We start from the raw sequence: 15826 nt of genomic DNA on the forward strand, positions 1-15826 counted from the left end.
CCTTCCAATGCCCGCTGAACCAGAATCCAACGGAGTCGATCTGCGTCGCCTGATCCTGGATGAGACGCGGCATCTCCTGGTGGCGGAGGGGTACAACAGCCTGTCGATGCGTCGCATCGCAAAGAAGATCGGCTACTCGGCTACCGCCATCTATCTGCACTTCGACAGCAAGGATGCCTTGGTGCATACGCTGATCGACGAAGGCATGGGCCGCCTGTATGACAGGCTGAAGGATCTCAAGCCCGAGCAGGGAGACCCGGCGGAAGCCCTGCACAAGGGCTGCATGGCCTACGTGAGATTTGGCCTGGACAATCCCGAGTACTACGAAATCATGCATCTCCTGCATCCGGAGCGCATGGAGCGGTACCCGGCCGAGAAGTTTCGGCGTGCCCGGCGCAGCCTCGAAATGATCGGACAGATCTTGGAGCGCGGCGTCAAGGCGGGCACCTTCACCGTCGAGTCCGCGACCGTCGCCTCCACAGCCATCTGGGCCATGCTGCACGGTGTGGTGTCGCTGATCATCTCCAGGCGCGTTGATGTGCGCATCGACCAGGAAGAACTCATCCAGACTCTGGTCGGCCAGGTGGTCACCAGCGTCACCCTCAAGCCAGTTCGCGTTCGGGTATGACGACCAGGGCACCTCTCGCACGTCTGGGCAGCACGCTGCCGCAACTCTTCTTTGAGGCGCGCTCGCGCTACGGAGACTATGATGCCCTGCACCGCCGGTTGGGCATCGGATGGGAGACCACCTCGAGCGATGAGTTCTTTCGGCGATCGGGAAACATCGCGCTCGGAATGCGCAAGTTCGGCCTGAACGCCGGAGACCGGGTGGCCTTCTACATGAACTCGGATTCCGAGTTTGTCGTGGTGGATATGGGCTGCCTGATCTCGGGCATCGTCGACGTGCCCATCTACCTGTCGCAGGCTCCTGAGGCCGTGCACTACGTGCTGGAGCATTCGGGCTCGCGCATCCTGTTCGTATCCAACGCGGAGCTGCTGGAAGAAGTGCGGCCGGCATTGCGCAACCTGCCGGCGCTCGAGACCATCGTCGTGGTCGATGGGCCCGCTGCCACGGCAGAAGGCATCACCGTGATTACGCTTCGTCAATTGGAGCGCATGGGGGCGGAGGCCGGTGACGCCGCAGCGGTGCGCCGACTGGCGGATCAACGGTATCCGGATGACCTCGCGACCATCATATACACGTCGGGCACCACGGGCACACCCAAGGGAGTGATGCTCAGCCACGAGAACCTGGCGTCCAACGCGCTCTACACCTACCAGGAGACTGGCAAGTATCGATTTGGCCCGGATGGCGAGACGGTGCTCTCCTTTCTTCCGCTCAGCCACGTGTTCGCGCGCACCATGTGCTATGCATCGGTCGCGTTCGGCAGCCCGATCTGGTTCACCACACCGGACAGGCTGATCGAGGATTTCGGCAACGTGCGGCCCACCGTGTTTGCCACCGTGCCGCGCGTGCTTGAGAAGGTGTACGCCAAGATCGTGGAGCGCTCCAATGAGGCTCGCGGGGTCAAGGGCAAACTTGCGCGATGGGCGCTGGAGCGGGCCGTGAGCCATGAGATGGGCGATGCGCCCAAGGGCATGGCCGCCGTCAAGCACCGCACTGCGGACAAGCTGGTCTACGCCAAGTGGCGAGCCGTGCTTGGTGGACGCGTCAGCATGATTTCAGCCGGTGGAGCCGCCTTGAATGGTGACATTGTGCGCCTGTTCGACGCGGCCGGCATCGATCTGCTGCAGGGCTACGGCCTGACGGAAACCAGTCCCGTGATCACGTTCAACCGACCGGCGACGAACCGGCCGGGCTGGGTGGGACAGCCCCTGCCGCACATCGAAGTGCGCATTGCCGAGGACGGGGAGATCTGCACCCGCGGCCCGCATGTCATGATGGGCTACTTCCGCGATCCCGACAAGACCGCCGAGGTGATCGACGACGAGGGCTGGTTCCACACAGGGGACATCGGCGAATTCAAGGACGGATTTCTGCGCATCACCGACCGCAAGAAGGACCTATTCAAGCTGTCTACCGGCAAGTACGTGATGCCGCAACCGCTCGAGAACGTGATGACTACCAGTCCGCTCGTGGAGCAGGCCGTGGTGGTCGGAGCGGGCCGCAAATACACCACCGCGCTCATCTTTCCGACCGAGGAGTCGCTGCGCAAGCTGGTGGATGACACGGCCTCACCGCTCGAGGACCTCGTCCTGAATCCCACGGTGCTCGCCGCCTACGCAGACCTGGTTCGGGAGGCGAATGAGGGGCGCAGCCACTGGACGTGCATCAAGCGATTCCGCCTGGTGCCCGACACCGTCAGCATCGAGAACGGTCTGCTCACGCCGACCCTCAAAATCAAACGAAACCGAGTCCGCGAACGCTTCGAGCGCGAAATCGAGAGCATGTACGTGGATGGCGAATGCAAACCGCCGGTAGTCGACCTGCCACAACAGACTGAACATGGAAGCCACGCTCACTGAATCCGTCACCCGGGCCCATCGACCCTTCCGAAAGGCCGCCGTCCTGGGTGCCGGCACCATGGGTGCGCAGATTGCGGCCCACTTTGTCAACGCAGGCATGGAAGTCCTGCTGCTGGATATTCCTGCAAAGGAAGGTCGCGCGAACGATGTGGTCCAGGGGGCCTTCAAGCGCGCCACCAAGTTGAAGCCCGCGCCGTTCTTCCGGGACGCGGACGCCGGGCGCGTGCAGCTCGGCAACTTTGACGATGACATGCATCGCCTGGCGGACATGGATTGGGTCGTCGAGGCTGTTGTTGAGCGCATGGACATCAAACGCTCGGTCATGGCTCGCGTGGCCGAGGCTGTCGGGCCGGACACCGTGGTATCCACGAATACCAGCGGCCTGCCCATCGCAGATATTGCGGAGGGATTGCCGGAGGACTTTCGCCGACGCTTCCTGGGCACGCACTTCTTCAATCCGCCGCGCTACCTGCGGCTCCTGGAGGTAATTCCGACGCCGGATACCGATCCGGATGTGCTGGCTCGCGTCTCGAATTTCGGGCGCGTGCACCTGGGCAAAGGCATTGTCATTGCCAAGGATCGGCCGTACTTCATCGGCAACCGCATCGGCATCTATGCCATGCTCGGGGCCATTCGAGCGTTCGTCGAGGACGGATACTCGATCGAGGAGATTGATGCCCTGACAGGGACCCTGGTGGGACACCCCAAGTCGGCCACCTTCCGCACGGCGGACGTCGTAGGTCTCGACGTCATGAAGCACGTCATCGAAAACCTCTACGAGACCGTGCCTCATGATGAGCGCCGCGAGGCGTTCCGTGTGCCCAAGGTGCTTGAAACGCTGGTGGGCAGCGGTGCGCTCGGTGCCAAGACGCGGGCAGGCTTCTACAAGAAGGAGGGCTCGGACATCAAGTCCATCCACCCGGCGTCAGGCGAGTACGAGCTGGCTCGCGAATTCAATCTGGGAGACATCGGAGCCCTGAAGGGGGCCGGAGACCTCACGGCCCGACTGAATGCGCTGTACGAAGACCAGGGCAGGGCCGGCGCCTTCTTCCGCAAGTCCACGCTCGACCTGCTGGCTTACACGGCGCGCCGTATTCCGGAAATCAGCGACTCGCCGGCGGACGTGGACCGGGCCGTGTGCTGGGGCTTCGGCTGGCGCATGGGGCCGTTTGCCATGTGGGACGCGCTCGGATTCGAACGCATCCGCGCGGATCTGGAGACTGGGGGCGAGGAGCTCCCCGGCTGGATTTCCGAGGTGGCGTCGGAGGGTTTCTACGGAGACGGCACGGTCTTCCTGCCCGGGAAAGGATACCAGCCCCTGGAAAGCCCCGAGGACGAGAAGGGCCTTGCCGCCATCAAGTCGGAGGGCCCGGGTGTTGTGTGGCAGAATGCCGACACCCAACTCATCGATATGGGCGATGGGGTGGTCTGCCTGGAATTCCGCTCCAAAGCCAACAGCCTCGGTCAGTTTGTGATGGAAGGGGTGCGGGACGCCATCGACCGGGTGGAGGCAGACCGGGACATTCGCGGCCTTGTCATCGGCAATGAAGGGTCCAATTTTTCGGTCGGTGCCAATCTGGGTGAGGCGGCGATGGCCGTCATGATGGGCCAGATGGATACCGTGGAGCAGTTTGTAGCCGGGTTTCAGGAGACCATTCAGCGCATCCGCTACGCCGAGAAGCCTGTCGTGGTCGCCGTGCATCAGCGTGTGCTGGGTGGGGCCTGCGAGATGGTCATGGCCAGCCCCCAGCCGGTGGCCGCGGCCGAGTCCTATGTCGGGCTCGTGGAGTTGGGCGTCGGCCTGATCCCGGCGGGCACCGGCACCATGCGACTGGCCCAGCTGGCTGCCGAGCGCAGCCCGAACGGATTCGACAGCGAGATCCAGGCTTTCCTGCAGGTTTACTTCGAGAATGTGGCCATGGCCAGGGTGGCCACCAGCGCCGCACAGGCCATGGACATGAGCTACCTGGCGCCGAATACGCAGGTGGTCATGAATGCCGAGCGTCGCTTCCATGTGGCCAAGTCTGAAGTGGTGCGGCTGTCGGAGGCCGGTTACATGCCGCCGCCGAGGAATCGCACGATCCGTGTGCTCGGCAGACCGGCTGGCGCAGCCATGCAGACCGCCGCCTACCAGTTCCTCCAGGGTCGATTCATCAGCGAGTACGATTTCCACCTCGCCGAACGCTTCGGGTACGTGCTTACCGGCGGTGCCCTGACCGGTCCGCAGGACGTCACGGAGGCGTATCTGATTGACCTCGAGCGGGAGGTCTTCATGGGTCTGCTCGGGGAAGAGAAAACCATGGCCAGGATCCAGCACATCCTGACCCACAACAAACCGCTCCGCAACTAGGACCGAATCAACGCAATGGAAGCAAAGAACGCAGCATTCATCGTCAGCAGTGTGCGGAGCGCTGTGGGCAAAGCCAAACGCGGCGCCCTGCGCAACGTGCGGCCGGAATCCATGGGGGCCGCGGTGGTTCGCGGTGCGCTGGACCGAGTACCCGGACTCTCCGACGATCAGATCGACGACGTGCTCATCGGGTGCGCCATGCCTGAAGGGCCGCAGGGCATGAACATGGGGCGCATCGTAGCCCAGGGCGCGGGCCTGCCGGACTCGGTACCCGGCGCTACCATCAACAGATTCTGCTCGTCCGGGCTCCAGACAATCGTGCTGGCCAGCCAGGCCATCGTGACCGGACAGGCTGACGTTGTTGTGGCCGGAGGCACCGAGTCGATGAGCATGGTGCCGATGTCCGGGTATTTCTTCTCCCCTGACCCGGCAGTTGTGGCCGGCGACCCCGACGTGTACATCTCGATGGGGAACACCGCCGAGAATGTGGCGGAGAAGTATGGCATCTCCCGGGAGGATCAGGATGCCTTTGCCCTGAGGAGCCACCAGCGCGCGCTCGATGCCATCGAAAGTGGCCGGTTCGAGGAGGAGATTGTGACGCTGGACGTCGAGGACGTGATGTTTGACGGCGATGAGGCCGTGGCGACGGCCATCCGATTCATGACGGACGAGGGACCCCGGCGCGACAGCACGCTGGAAGCACTGGGGCGCCTGCGGGCGGTGTTTCGGAATCGGGGCAGCGTGACGGCAGGCAACAGCTCTCAGATGTCGGACGGCGCGGCTGCCAGCGTGGTCATGTCGGAACGCGCGATGAAGGAGGCCGGCGTGGAGCCCATGGCACGCATCGTCGGCTATGCAGTCGCCGGCGTCGCGCCTGAACTGATGGGCATCGGGCCCGTCGAGGCTATCCCCAAGGTGCTGAAGCAGACCGGTCTGAGCCTGGACGACATCGGCCTCATCGAACTGAACGAAGCATTTGCCGCACAGGCCCTCGCCGTGATGCGTGAGCTGAGTCTCGACGAGGACCGGGTCAACGTCAACGGAGGCGCTATTGCCCTCGGCCACCCCCTGGGCTGCACGGGCGCAAAACTGACCGCCACCCTGCTTCACGAGATGAAGCGGCGCGGCGAGCGGTACGGAATCTGCACGATGTGCATCGGAGGCGGCATGGGCGCAGCCGCCGTGATTGAAAACCTGACTCTCTAAGCCGGAACCATGTCAGATCTACCTTTCTACGCCTTCATGGACCAGCTCCCTTCACTGGGAGTGGCCATTTGCGTCTCGATCCTCGCCGCCATCGTGCTGGCCTACATGGGCTCGGGGGCCATCGTATACACCCTGTTCATAGGGGCGCTTCTCTACGGATTCGGCGCCCCTACCTGGCTGTGGGGTGCGTTTGCGGTCTATGCCATTTTCGCGGTCACACCGGCCCGTCGCCTGTTGTCGGGCGCATTGATGAAGGTCATGACTGCCATGGAGTTTCTGCCGGTCATCTCGTCGACAGAGCAGGAGGCCATCGATGCAGGAACCGTCTGGTTGGAGGGTGAGCTCTTCTCCGGAAAACCGGACTTCAAGAAGATCCTGGCGTCCGACTACCCGGACCTGACACCGGAAGAGCAGGCGTTCGTGGACGGCCCGGTTCAGACGGTCTGCGACATGACGGACGACTGGGATGTTTTCCAGCGCCGGGACCTGCCTCCCGAGGTCTGGGAGTACCTGGCGAAAGAACGCTTTTTCGGCCTGATCATCCCCAAGGAGTACGGAGGCCACGGCTTCTCGCCGTCGGCAAACTCTGCCGTGGTGGGCAAGCTGGCGTCCGCCTCCACCGTGCTCGGGATTACGGTCATGGTGCCGAACTCGCTCGGGCCCGCGGAGCTGCTCATTCACTATGGCACGGACGCACAGAAGAAGCACTATCTGCCGCGGCTGGCCTCCCATGAGGAGATTCCGGCCTTTGCCCTGACCGAACCACAGGCCGGATCCGACGCCGGCGCCATTTCATCCAGCGGAGAGGTGTTCAAGGGGGAGGACGGCAAGCTCTACCTGCGCCTGAACTGGAAAAAGCGCTACATCACGCTGGCGCCGATTGCGACCGTGCTCGGTCTCGCATTCAAGCTGTTCGACCCCGAGAATCTGCTCGGAAAGGGCACTGACCTCGGCATCACGTGTGCGCTCGTCCCAACGGACACACCGGGCGTAGACACCAGTCTGCGGCACGACCCCATCGCCATCCCGTTCTACAACGGGCCGACGGAAGGTCACGACGTGGTCGTTCCGCTGGAGGAATCAATCATCGGCGGTGCCGAGGGTGCCGGCCGCGGTTGGCGCATGCTCATGGAGTCCCTCGCCGCTGGTCGAGGCATCTCACTGCCGGCCACGTCAACGGCCGGCACAAAGCACGCCGCGCGTGTGGCATCGGCCCATGCGGTGGTCCGCAAGCAGTTCGGCGTTTCGATCGGCAAGTTTGAGGGCATTGAAGAGCCCCTCGCCCGCATCGGAGGGTTCTCCTACATCCTGGAGGCAGCGCGCCGGTTTACCTGCGGTGGGCTCGATCAGGGTGCGAAGCCCGCGGTCGTGACGGCCATGATGAAATACCAGTCCACGGAGCTCTTCCGGAAGGCGGTCAACGATGCCATGGACATCATGGGTGGCAACGCGATCTCGCGTGGTCCGCGCAACGCCGTGGCACACGCGTATATCAATACGCCGGTCTCCATCACCGTGGAGGGCGCAAACATCCTTACACGCACGCTCATGGTGTTCGGGCAGGGAGCCATCCGCTGCCATCCATACGTGCTGAAGGAGGTCGAGGCGCTGGGAACGGGAGACGTCAAGGCGTTCGACAAGGCCTTCTGGGCCCATGTGGGCCACGTGGCGCGCAACAAGAACCGCGCGCTACTGCTTTCGCTGACCCGTGGTCTGCTGGCCGGCAGTCCGGTCGGCGGAGGGGTCGGCAAGTACTATCGGCGACTTTCGTGGGCATCGGCCACATTCGCGTTCTGGGCCGACATCGCGCTCGGCACGCTGGGCGGCACGCTCAAACGCAAGGAGAAGCTTACCGGGCGCTTTGCGGACATCTTCTCCTGGATGTACCTGGGTGCGGCCGTGCTGGCTCGATATGAGGCAGAAGGACGGCGTAAGGAAGACCTGCCGATGGTCAAATGGTCCATGGAGTTTGCGCTCGGAGAGATGCAGAAAGCGTTCGATGGGCTCTTCGACAACATGACCCTTCCGGGCTTCACCTGGATGGTGCGCGGTCCCGTGGCAGCCTGGAGTCGCTTCAACCGACTTGGCGGCGGACCGTCTGACAAGCAGGGGCACAAAGTGGCCCAGATCATCCAGACGCCGGGCAACCAGCGAGAGCGTCTGCTTTCAGGGGTGCATATCCCGGTCGCGGCAGATCGTCCGGTCAAACGGCTCGAGCTGGCCTTCGAGGCGTGTCATCAGGCCGATTCCCTGGCTCGCAAGCTCCGTTCGGCCGCCAAGGCCGGCACCATCAAGCGCAGCTCGCCGGCGCGTATGGTTGCCGCCGGCGTGGAAGCCGGAGTGCTGACCCAGGCCGAGGGCGACCTTTTGGCCAGGGCCGAAGCCATGCGTGCCGATACCATTGCGGTGGACTCGTTTACCCGCGAGGAGTACTTCGCCATGGCGGTTGATCCGGAGACGCTGGCCAGATCTGTGGACGAAAATGCCGGTGGAGACGGCGCGGAACCTCACCATATGGCTCCGAGTCACTGATTTCCGCGCCGAGGGGTGTAGACACCCGTTAGGCTCGCTTCTTGCTTCACGGTATCTTGACAGCTACTGCGTCGCGATGGCAAGTCTCACAGTCGACCATTTCCTGACCGCAGGGCCTGACATGGAGCAGGCCCAGTACCGCATCCTGGCCGGCCTTCGGCCCGTCCAGGAAGACTTCGCGCGTACGGCCATCTACCCGCACCTCAGTGATCTCATCGAGCTGCATGCGTCGCTCGAGAAGCTCCGCCGGCAGCTCGGTGAGATCCGGGACGCGTTGCCCACCGAAATCGACTCCATCGATCTGGAGAACAACGAGGTCGTGCACGCCGAGCCGCCGAGGGATTTCGGGCCCATGGGTCACCTCGGAGAGCTCATCGAGTGGGCCCTGCCGCTGCTGAGGCAGACCATCGAGGAGGGCCGCACCATCTTCGAGTTTGTCGATTCGAGCCTGCGCATTGAGCAGGTGGGAATCCTGCCTTCCTACACCGAGGAGGGTTATCTGATGGTGCCGGACATGGACGCCGACGAGCTCTGCGTGCTGCGCTACGCCATGTCGATCGTTACGCGCTCGAATGAGCGCTACCGCGGCCTGCGCACGAGCGTCGTGAAGCGCCTGCCGGATCGCAGGGCGATCCCGCCGGCGCACATCAAGCTCTCACTGGCAAAGGAGCAGCCCGACCTGCCGAATCCCGCCACGTACTACGTGGACGCGGACATCGAATTCCCGTTTGACGCGACGGTGATGCCAATCGCCAAACGCAAGCTCATGCGGCACCTGTTCAAGGGAGGCGCCTCGGCCTGAGGCGTCGGGCGCGACGCCGGCGCGCGGGCCCGGTTCTGGCGCGCGGCTCCGGTTCTGGCGCGCGGCCCAATCCCGGCGCGGGCTCCGGCCCCCGGCGTAGGGCCTCGGCCTCGGCGCGTGGCCCCAACATGGAATCCACCCCCCGTTCTACACCCGAGCGCCCGCCGCGCGGTCGGCGATATGGAATCCGCCCCGGTTTTACACCCGAGCGCCCGTCGCGAGTCCTCAGAGGTGTAATCCAACCCCCGTTTTACACTTCCGCCCCGGCCGGCCGCCCACCAGGCGCTGCGAGTCGGCCACGCGGGGAGCGCCGGCCCGCCACGACCCGGCCCGCAGCCCCCCGGCGCCGCAGCGCCAACCCGGCGCCGCAACGCCAACCCGGCCCGCAGCGCCAACCCGGCCCGCAACGCCAACCCGGCGCCGCAGCGCCCAAGCCGCCTACTCCGACCGGTCGAATCGCAAACTCCACACTCGGCCCTGGCTCGCGCGGAATCCATCGATCCGCCCGCGCCCGTCTCGCGTGAACACCACGGTGCCGAGCCGCGACCTGAAAGCATCCGTGTACAGCGGAGTCATGACGCCGCTGTTCCCGTAGCGGTCCAGCATCATCAGACGTGCGTCTTCCCGCACCACGCGGTAGGTCACCTCGGCCTCCGGGCTGTGGTAGGAGCCCTCAAAGGTGTCCATTTCGCCCTCGTCGGGCTCGAACCGCTCGACGCGCTCGTACCTGAGCGTATCGCCGCTGGTTTGGGCCAGAAACGCGGTGTCGTCGGAATCAAAAACCAGCACCTCTCCACGGAGGCCACGAAACCGCATCCCGGTCTCCGGCACAAGACGACCGCCAGGACCCATCAGTCCATCGGTTGTCGCGGTTAGCACGACATAGGACTGGTTGCGGGTATTCCGGAAGCCTCCGGCCAGGTCCTCCAGACGATCTCTCGAAAGGCGTACGATAGGCTCCGGCGCGACGGAGGGGTCGTCAGAGAGCGCATCGCCCAGCCAGAGTTCGGCCGTCGAGCGGGCCAGGGCGGTTGCGTTGGCTCCGGCGGTATTGCACATGACAGCCACGGCGACCCCCTGGTCCGGATAGCGCGCCAGGTACCCCCGATAACCGGCGGTAGCACCACTGTGGCGAATCTCCGGAACGCCGCGCCAGGTGCCGACCACGAGGCCGCTGGCGTAGGAAATCTCCACGCCGTTGTTCAGCACGCCCTGCCGGTGCATTTCTTCCCGAAAGGCAGCCGGACCGGTTTCCAGATACCAGGTGAAGCGTAGCAGGTCCCCGACAGTGGTAAGCAGTCCGCCGTTGCCGTGCACGTTTTCGAACGGCATCAGCATGTTGAAGCCGCCGGTTTGTTGATTCGGGCGATAGGCAGTAGCGCGATCCTTGACCACGCGAGTGTAATCATCGCGCCACTCGGTGTGGTGCAGTCCCAGGGGCTCGAAAATCCGCGTACGGCTGAACTCGGCGAACGACATCCCGGATACCCGCTCCACAATGATGGCTTGCAGGTTGTAGCCGGTGTTGGTGTACGAGTAGTAGGTGCCCGGCGGATAGTTGAGCTCCAGTTGCCGGGAGGCGATGTCCAGGGCATGCACATGCGTGTGCGTGCGTGTCGTGCGGGACCACCCCGAGATCCCGGCGACCGAACCCCAATCACGTAGTCCGCTGGTGTGGGTCATCAGGTGGCGCAACGTAATCGGTTCGCCGTAGTCGGGCAGTTCCGGCACCCAGGAGCGAATGTCCTCGTCCAGCGAAACTGCTCCGTCGAGGGCAAGCAGGATGGTAGCTGCCGCCGTGAACTGCTTTGAGACGGAGCCGGGCTCGAAAATGGTCATCGGGGTGTTGATGACATCGAATTCGAGGTTGGCCATACCGTAGGCCCGCTCCAACACGATCTCGCCGTCTTGGCTCACTCCCACAGCGCAACCGGGGAGGTCGGTGCCGACGAATGCGGCAAATACGTCATCCACCTGTTGCGCGGATTGGGCAAGAGCACCCGGAGCCAAGCCGAGGAGCAGGAGCAGAAAGGTTGAAAGGACACGCATGGCCGAACCTGGGTTGGATCAATCTTTGTAACTAGGGACTGCGTCAGGCGGCATCAAGCCGCGACAAGGGGAGAAAATCCGGGTATTTCAGAAACCTGGATGCTTCTTCCCTGTAACTAAACGGCTCGCATTCCCCAGGATAGAGAAGAAAGACCCATGGCCACTCAGGCGATGAACGACAGCTGGCGCCGCGTCCAGAATCAGATCACTTCGGTATGGTCCGATGTAGAGTTTGGCGACAAGGAGATGAAGAAGGCCCGCGGTAATCTGCGCAAGATGGTCGAGCTCATCCACGAGAAGACCGGCGAGCCGCGTCCGGCCATCATGCAGAAGATCTCTGCATTCCTGTAGGCGAGCCTGACAGGTATCGTTTTCTGGGCCCCGTCAGACCGGCGGGGCCTTTCTTTTTGGCTTCGATTGGCAGCGCTTCCAGAAGACACCCATGGCAGCAATCGGTAAGGCACTTTCTGCCAAATCCACCCACGAGGACGCATACGAGGCCCTCATCGAGGAGTGGCATGAACGCTCGGCGCGTCTCCGCATGGGCGGTGGGCAGAAGCGCATCGACCGTGAGCATGCGCGCGGAAAGCTTACGGCTCGAGAGCGCATCGCGGCCCTGCTCGACGAACCATCTGGCTTCATGGAGCTCGGCCTGTTTGCAGGGGACGGCCTGTACGATGCCGAGGGCGGCTGCCCGGCCGCCGGAACGGTCATGGGGCTCGGGCGCGTGTCTGGGCGCCTCTGCGTCGTGGTCGCCAACGACGCCACCGTCAAGGCCGGCGCGTGGTTTCCCATCACCGCCAAAAAGAATCTCCGGGCGCAGGAGTTCGCACTCGAGAACCACCTGCCCATCATCTACCTGGTAGACTCGGCGGGTGTCTTCCTGCCGATGCAAGACGAGATCTTCCCGGACCGGGATCACTTCGGCCGCATTTTCCGCAACAACGCGCTCCTTTCCTCAAAAGGGATCCCCCAGATTGCAGCAATCATGGGTTCGTGCGTGGCGGGAGGTGCCTACCTCCCGATCATGAGTGACGAGGCTCTGATTGTCGATGGCACCGGCTCGGTCTTCCTTGCCGGACCGTTCCTGGTCAAAGCCGCGATCGGGGAGGAGGTGGACAAGGAGACGCTCGGGGGAGCATCCACCCACGCCCAGATTTCGGGCGTAACCGACTATCGCGTGCCTGATGATGAGACGTGCCTCGAGACGGTGCGGGATCTGGTTTCGCGATTCGGAAAGCGGGACCGCGCGGGATTTGACCGGGCCGATGCCGTAGCGCCCTCGTTCGACGCCGAGGAGATTCTTTCCATCGTGCCCACGGTTGGCAATGTGCCGTACGACATGCGGCAGGTGCTCGCCCGAGTTATCGACGCGGATTCCTGGACCGAGTACAAACAGGAGTACGGACAGACCATCCTTTGTGGATACGCGCGCGTGGACGGCTGGAGCGTTGGCATTGTGGCCAACCAGCGGCTGGTGGTAAAGGCCCGTTCCGGGGCAAAGGCCTCCTCGAACGAGATGCAGGCCGGCGGCGTGATCTACTCCGACTCGGCCGACAAGGCCACGCGCTTCATCCTGAACTGCAATCAGAAACGCATACCCCTGGTTTTTCTGCAGGATGTAACCGGATTCATGGTCGGCACGCGGGCCGAGCACGGCGGCATCATCAAGGACGGCGCCAAGATGGTGAATGCGGTATCGAACTCGACCGTGCCCAAGTTCACCATCGTGGTGGGCAACTCGTACGGAGCGGGAAACTATGCGATGTGCGGCAGGGCGTACGATCCAAGGCTAATGCTAGCCTGGCCCACAGCCCGCATTGCGGTTATGGGCGGGGCGCAGGCAGCCAAGACGCTCGTGCAGATTCAGCTGGCCAAGCTGAAGCGGTCCGGTGAGGAGCCGGACGAGGCGACCCAGAAGGCGCTGCTGGAGAAAATCACCGCTCGCTACGACGCACAGACCTCCCCGTACTATGCCGCAGCCAGGCTGTGGGTGGACGAGATAATCGATCCGAGGCAAACCCGGGAGTGGATATCGACCGGCATCGAAATGGCGGACCACAACCCGGTGGTACCTGCATTCAATCCGGGCGTAATCCAGACCTGAGTCGCCGCCGCTGGTGGCCGAAAATCGGCTGCCCCACGTAGCGAATCCTGCCGGAGCCGTGCGGAAATGTGAACCTCCTGTGGGCTTCTGGAGGTTGCGCAGGCGGCCCCGTACCATAGCGGGCCCATCTGCCCGTTCCTATGAAGAATTCCATCCCGCGACAGTTTCTTGCGTGGGCCGACCGAAAGCCCTCGGTCACCGCCTACGCCGTGAAGGAAGGCGACGGCTGGAAGGAAACATCCTGGTCTGAGTACGTGCGGGAGGTGCGGGAAACGGCGCGCGCCTTCATGTCCCTGGGCCTGGCTCCGGGTGGTGTGGTCGCCATCATGGGCTTCAACCGGCCCCAGTGGACCATCTCCGACCTGGCGGCCATGGCGGCCGGCGGCGCTCCAGTCGGCATCTACAACACCTGCTCCGAAGCGCAGGTCGAGTATATCCTGGGTCACTCCGAGGCGCACATTGTGGTAGTCGAACTCGGGGAGCCGTTGGAGAAGGTCCTGGCTGTCAGAGATCGCCTGCCGAATCTGCGACACGTGGTCGTGATGGATGGCGATGACGAGCATGGCACGGCCTGGGCGGAACTGCCGGGGACTGCCGCTTCGGTCAATGAGGCGGACCTGGATGCACGTCTGGACGCGATCACCGAAGATGCTCTCGGCACGCTCATCTACACCTCCGGCACCACAGGGCCACCCAAAGGCGTGGCCCTGTCTCACGGCAATCTGACCGAGGCCACCAAGATGGGCCGAGAGCTGTTGCCGCCGGTCATCCGTCCCGATGCGCGCGTGCTGTCCTACCTGCCCATGGCCCATGCGGCTGAACGGGCGATCACACTTCTCGGGGCCAGTTCCTTCGGCTACGCCGTGTACTACGCGGAGTCCATCGAACGCATGCCCGCGAACCTGGTGGACGTGCAGCCAGACATGTTTCTGGGAGTGCCCCGGGTGTGGGAGAAAATCCACGCCGGTCTCACGGCCAAGTTGGCGCAGGCCACGGGCAACAAGGCGCGCATCGCAGCCTGGTCACGCAAGGTTGGGCTGGACTACCACCGGCTCAACAATCAGAGCGCGCCGATTCCGCTGGGGCTGAAGCTGAAGTACGGTGTCGCCTACCGTCTGTTGTTTTCGCGGATTCGCAAGGCTCTCGGGCTCAGCAGGGCAGAGGCGTTGCTGTCCGGCGCGGCTCCCATCGCCCTTGATGTTCTTGAGGACCTGGGGTCGCTGGATCTACCGCTGCGCGAGGTTTATGGGCAGACCGAAGGGTCGGGGCCTACGTCCAACAACAGGCATGGCGAGATCCGGTGGGGCAGTGTCGGACGCCCGTTCCACGGGGTCGAAGTGCGCATTGCCGACGATGGAGAAATCGTTCTGCGCGGTCCAAACGTCTTTCAGGGCTACTACAAGGACCCGGCCGCGACGGCTGAGGTGCTGATCGACGGCTGGTTGCATTCCGGCGATCTGGGGCATGTGGACGAGGACGGGTACCTGTACGTGACCGGTCGCAAGAAGGAGATTCTCGTGACCGCCGGTGGCAAGAACATCACACCCCGCAACATCGAGGAAGGCATCAAGGCTCATCCCCTCGTAAACGAGGCCGTGGTGATCGGCGATCGGCGGCGCTTCCTCTCGGCGCTGATCACGCTGGATCCGGAGGCAGAAGTGGGCAAGGACCAGGCCAAGGCGAGGATCTGGGAACACGTTGAGAAGGTCAATTCCTCCCTGTCGAACGTGGAGCAGATCAAGAAAATACTGGTCCTGCCGGACCAGCTGACGGTGGACAACGGAGCCCTGACGCCGACGATGAAACTGCGCCGCTCGGTGATCGCGGATCGCTACGCCGGCGAAATCGACGCGCTTTATGCCTGAGTCGATCTGGTTTGAGCGTCCTTCGCTGGAAGCCGCAAACCAGCGTGGGGAGGGCACGATGGTGTCCCACCTCGGAATCCGCATCGTCGAGGTCGGCGACGACTACCTGAAGGCATCCATGCCCGTGGACGACACCACCCGACAGCCCCACGGCATTCTGCACGGGGGAGCTTCCATGGCCCTGGCGGAAACCGTGGGTTCGATGGCTTCCGCCTGGTGCGTGGACATCCGCAAGCAATTCTGCGTGGGGCTGGAGATCAACGCCAACCACGTGCGCGCAGTGCGCGAGGGCATCGTCTTCGCCACGGCACGTCCGCTACACCTGGGCCGCTCGACCCACGTCTGGGAGGTCAAGATTTACGACGAGCAGGATCGCCTCGTGAACAGCGGCCGCCTGACCATGGTCGTGATGGACCGGCGATAGAGAC

11 protein-coding genes are annotated in these 15826 nt (G+C 63.6%); 10 read left to right on the forward strand and 1 reads right to left on the reverse strand.

The window, feature by feature from the left end:
- Positions 1-7: 7 nt before the first annotated feature.
- The 6 genes from JJ896_10710 (at position 8) to JJ896_10735 (ending at position 9377) form a co-directional block, all read left to right on the forward strand.
- A complete protein-coding gene (locus JJ896_10710; GenBank protein ID MBO6780112.1) occupies positions 8-628 on the forward strand; it encodes a TetR/AcrR family transcriptional regulator in 621 nt (206 codons plus the stop codon).
- Entirely contained in the window at positions 625-2487 is a 1863-nt protein-coding gene (locus JJ896_10715; protein ID MBO6780113.1) for a long-chain fatty acid--CoA ligase, read from the forward strand. The genes JJ896_10710 and JJ896_10715 overlap by 4 nt, the downstream gene beginning before the upstream one ends.
- Complete coding sequence (locus JJ896_10720) at positions 2468-4837, forward strand: enoyl-CoA hydratase/isomerase family protein (protein ID MBO6780114.1); 2370 nt, start codon at positions 2468-2470, stop codon at positions 4835-4837. The genes JJ896_10715 and JJ896_10720 overlap by 20 nt, the downstream gene beginning before the upstream one ends.
- A 15-nt stretch (positions 4838-4852) precedes the next feature.
- The gene (locus JJ896_10725; GenBank protein ID MBO6780115.1) at positions 4853-6043 is read left to right on the forward strand and encodes a thiolase family protein; all 1191 of its coding nucleotides are present in this window, start codon (positions 4853-4855) and stop codon (positions 6041-6043) included.
- Between the two features lie 9 nt (positions 6044-6052).
- Positions 6053-8575 (forward strand): acyl-CoA dehydrogenase, encoded by a 2523-nt coding sequence (locus tag JJ896_10730; protein MBO6780116.1) that lies wholly within the window; start codon positions 6053-6055, stop codon positions 8573-8575.
- 76 nt (positions 8576-8651) lie between these two features.
- Positions 8652-9377, forward strand: coding sequence for a hypothetical protein (locus JJ896_10735; GenBank protein MBO6780117.1), 726 nt, complete (start codon positions 8652-8654; stop codon positions 9375-9377).
- 438 nt (positions 9378-9815) lie between these two features.
- On the opposite strand, the gene JJ896_10740 is transcribed toward JJ896_10735, so the two are convergent.
- Positions 9816-11426 carry a beta-lactamase family protein gene (locus JJ896_10740; GenBank protein ID MBO6780118.1) on the reverse strand — a complete coding sequence of 537 codons (1611 nt, stop codon included), beginning with the start codon at positions 11424-11426 and terminating at the stop codon, positions 9816-9818.
- Positions 11427-11582: 156 nt separating this feature from the next.
- Between JJ896_10740 and JJ896_10745 the strand changes: the two genes are divergently transcribed.
- The 4 genes from JJ896_10745 (at position 11583) to JJ896_10760 (ending at position 15822) form a co-directional block, all read left to right on the forward strand.
- A complete protein-coding gene (locus JJ896_10745; GenBank protein ID MBO6780119.1) occupies positions 11583-11777 on the forward strand; it encodes a hypothetical protein in 195 nt (64 codons plus the stop codon).
- Positions 11778-11868: 91 nt separating this feature from the next.
- On the forward strand, positions 11869-13533 hold the full coding sequence (locus JJ896_10750; GenBank protein ID MBO6780120.1) for an acyl-CoA carboxylase subunit beta: 1665 nt from the start codon (positions 11869-11871) through the stop codon (positions 13531-13533).
- A gap of 140 nt (positions 13534-13673) precedes the next feature.
- A complete protein-coding gene (locus JJ896_10755; protein ID MBO6780121.1) occupies positions 13674-15398 on the forward strand; it encodes a long-chain fatty acid--CoA ligase in 1725 nt (574 codons plus the stop codon).
- Complete coding sequence (locus JJ896_10760) at positions 15391-15822, forward strand: hotdog fold thioesterase (GenBank protein ID MBO6780122.1); 432 nt, start codon at positions 15391-15393, stop codon at positions 15820-15822. Before JJ896_10755 ends, JJ896_10760 begins: the two co-directional genes overlap by 8 nt.
- Positions 15823-15826: the final 4 nt, after the last annotated feature.

Source organism: Rhodothermales bacterium, assembly GCA_017643395.1.
GTDB lineage: Bacteria > Bacteroidota > Rhodothermia > Rhodothermales > UBA10348 > JABDJZ01.

Bases quoted from the DNA above. Each gene is read 5' to 3' on its own strand.
- JJ896_10710 (MBO6780112.1), top strand. From the start codon at position 8: ATGCCCGCTGAACCAGAATCCAACGGAGTCGATCTGCGTCGCCTGATC.
- JJ896_10715 (MBO6780113.1), top strand. From the start codon at position 625: ATGACGACCAGGGCACCTCTCGCACGTCTGGGCAGCACGCTGCCGCAA.
- JJ896_10720 (MBO6780114.1), top strand. From the start codon at position 2,468: ATGGAAGCCACGCTCACTGAATCCGTCACCCGGGCCCATCGACCCTTC.
- JJ896_10725 (MBO6780115.1), top strand. From the start codon at position 4,853: ATGGAAGCAAAGAACGCAGCATTCATCGTCAGCAGTGTGCGGAGCGCT.
- JJ896_10730 (MBO6780116.1), top strand. From the start codon at position 6,053: ATGTCAGATCTACCTTTCTACGCCTTCATGGACCAGCTCCCTTCACTG.
- JJ896_10735 (MBO6780117.1), top strand. From the start codon at position 8,652: ATGGCAAGTCTCACAGTCGACCATTTCCTGACCGCAGGGCCTGACATG.
- JJ896_10740 (MBO6780118.1), bottom strand. From the start codon at position 11,426: ATGCGTGTCCTTTCAACCTTTCTGCTCCTGCTCCTCGGCTTGGCTCCG.
- JJ896_10745 (MBO6780119.1), top strand. From the start codon at position 11,583: ATGGCCACTCAGGCGATGAACGACAGCTGGCGCCGCGTCCAGAATCAG.
- JJ896_10750 (MBO6780120.1), top strand. From the start codon at position 11,869: ATGGCAGCAATCGGTAAGGCACTTTCTGCCAAATCCACCCACGAGGAC.
- JJ896_10755 (MBO6780121.1), top strand. From the start codon at position 13,674: ATGAAGAATTCCATCCCGCGACAGTTTCTTGCGTGGGCCGACCGAAAG.
- JJ896_10760 (MBO6780122.1), top strand. From the start codon at position 15,391: ATGCCTGAGTCGATCTGGTTTGAGCGTCCTTCGCTGGAAGCCGCAAAC.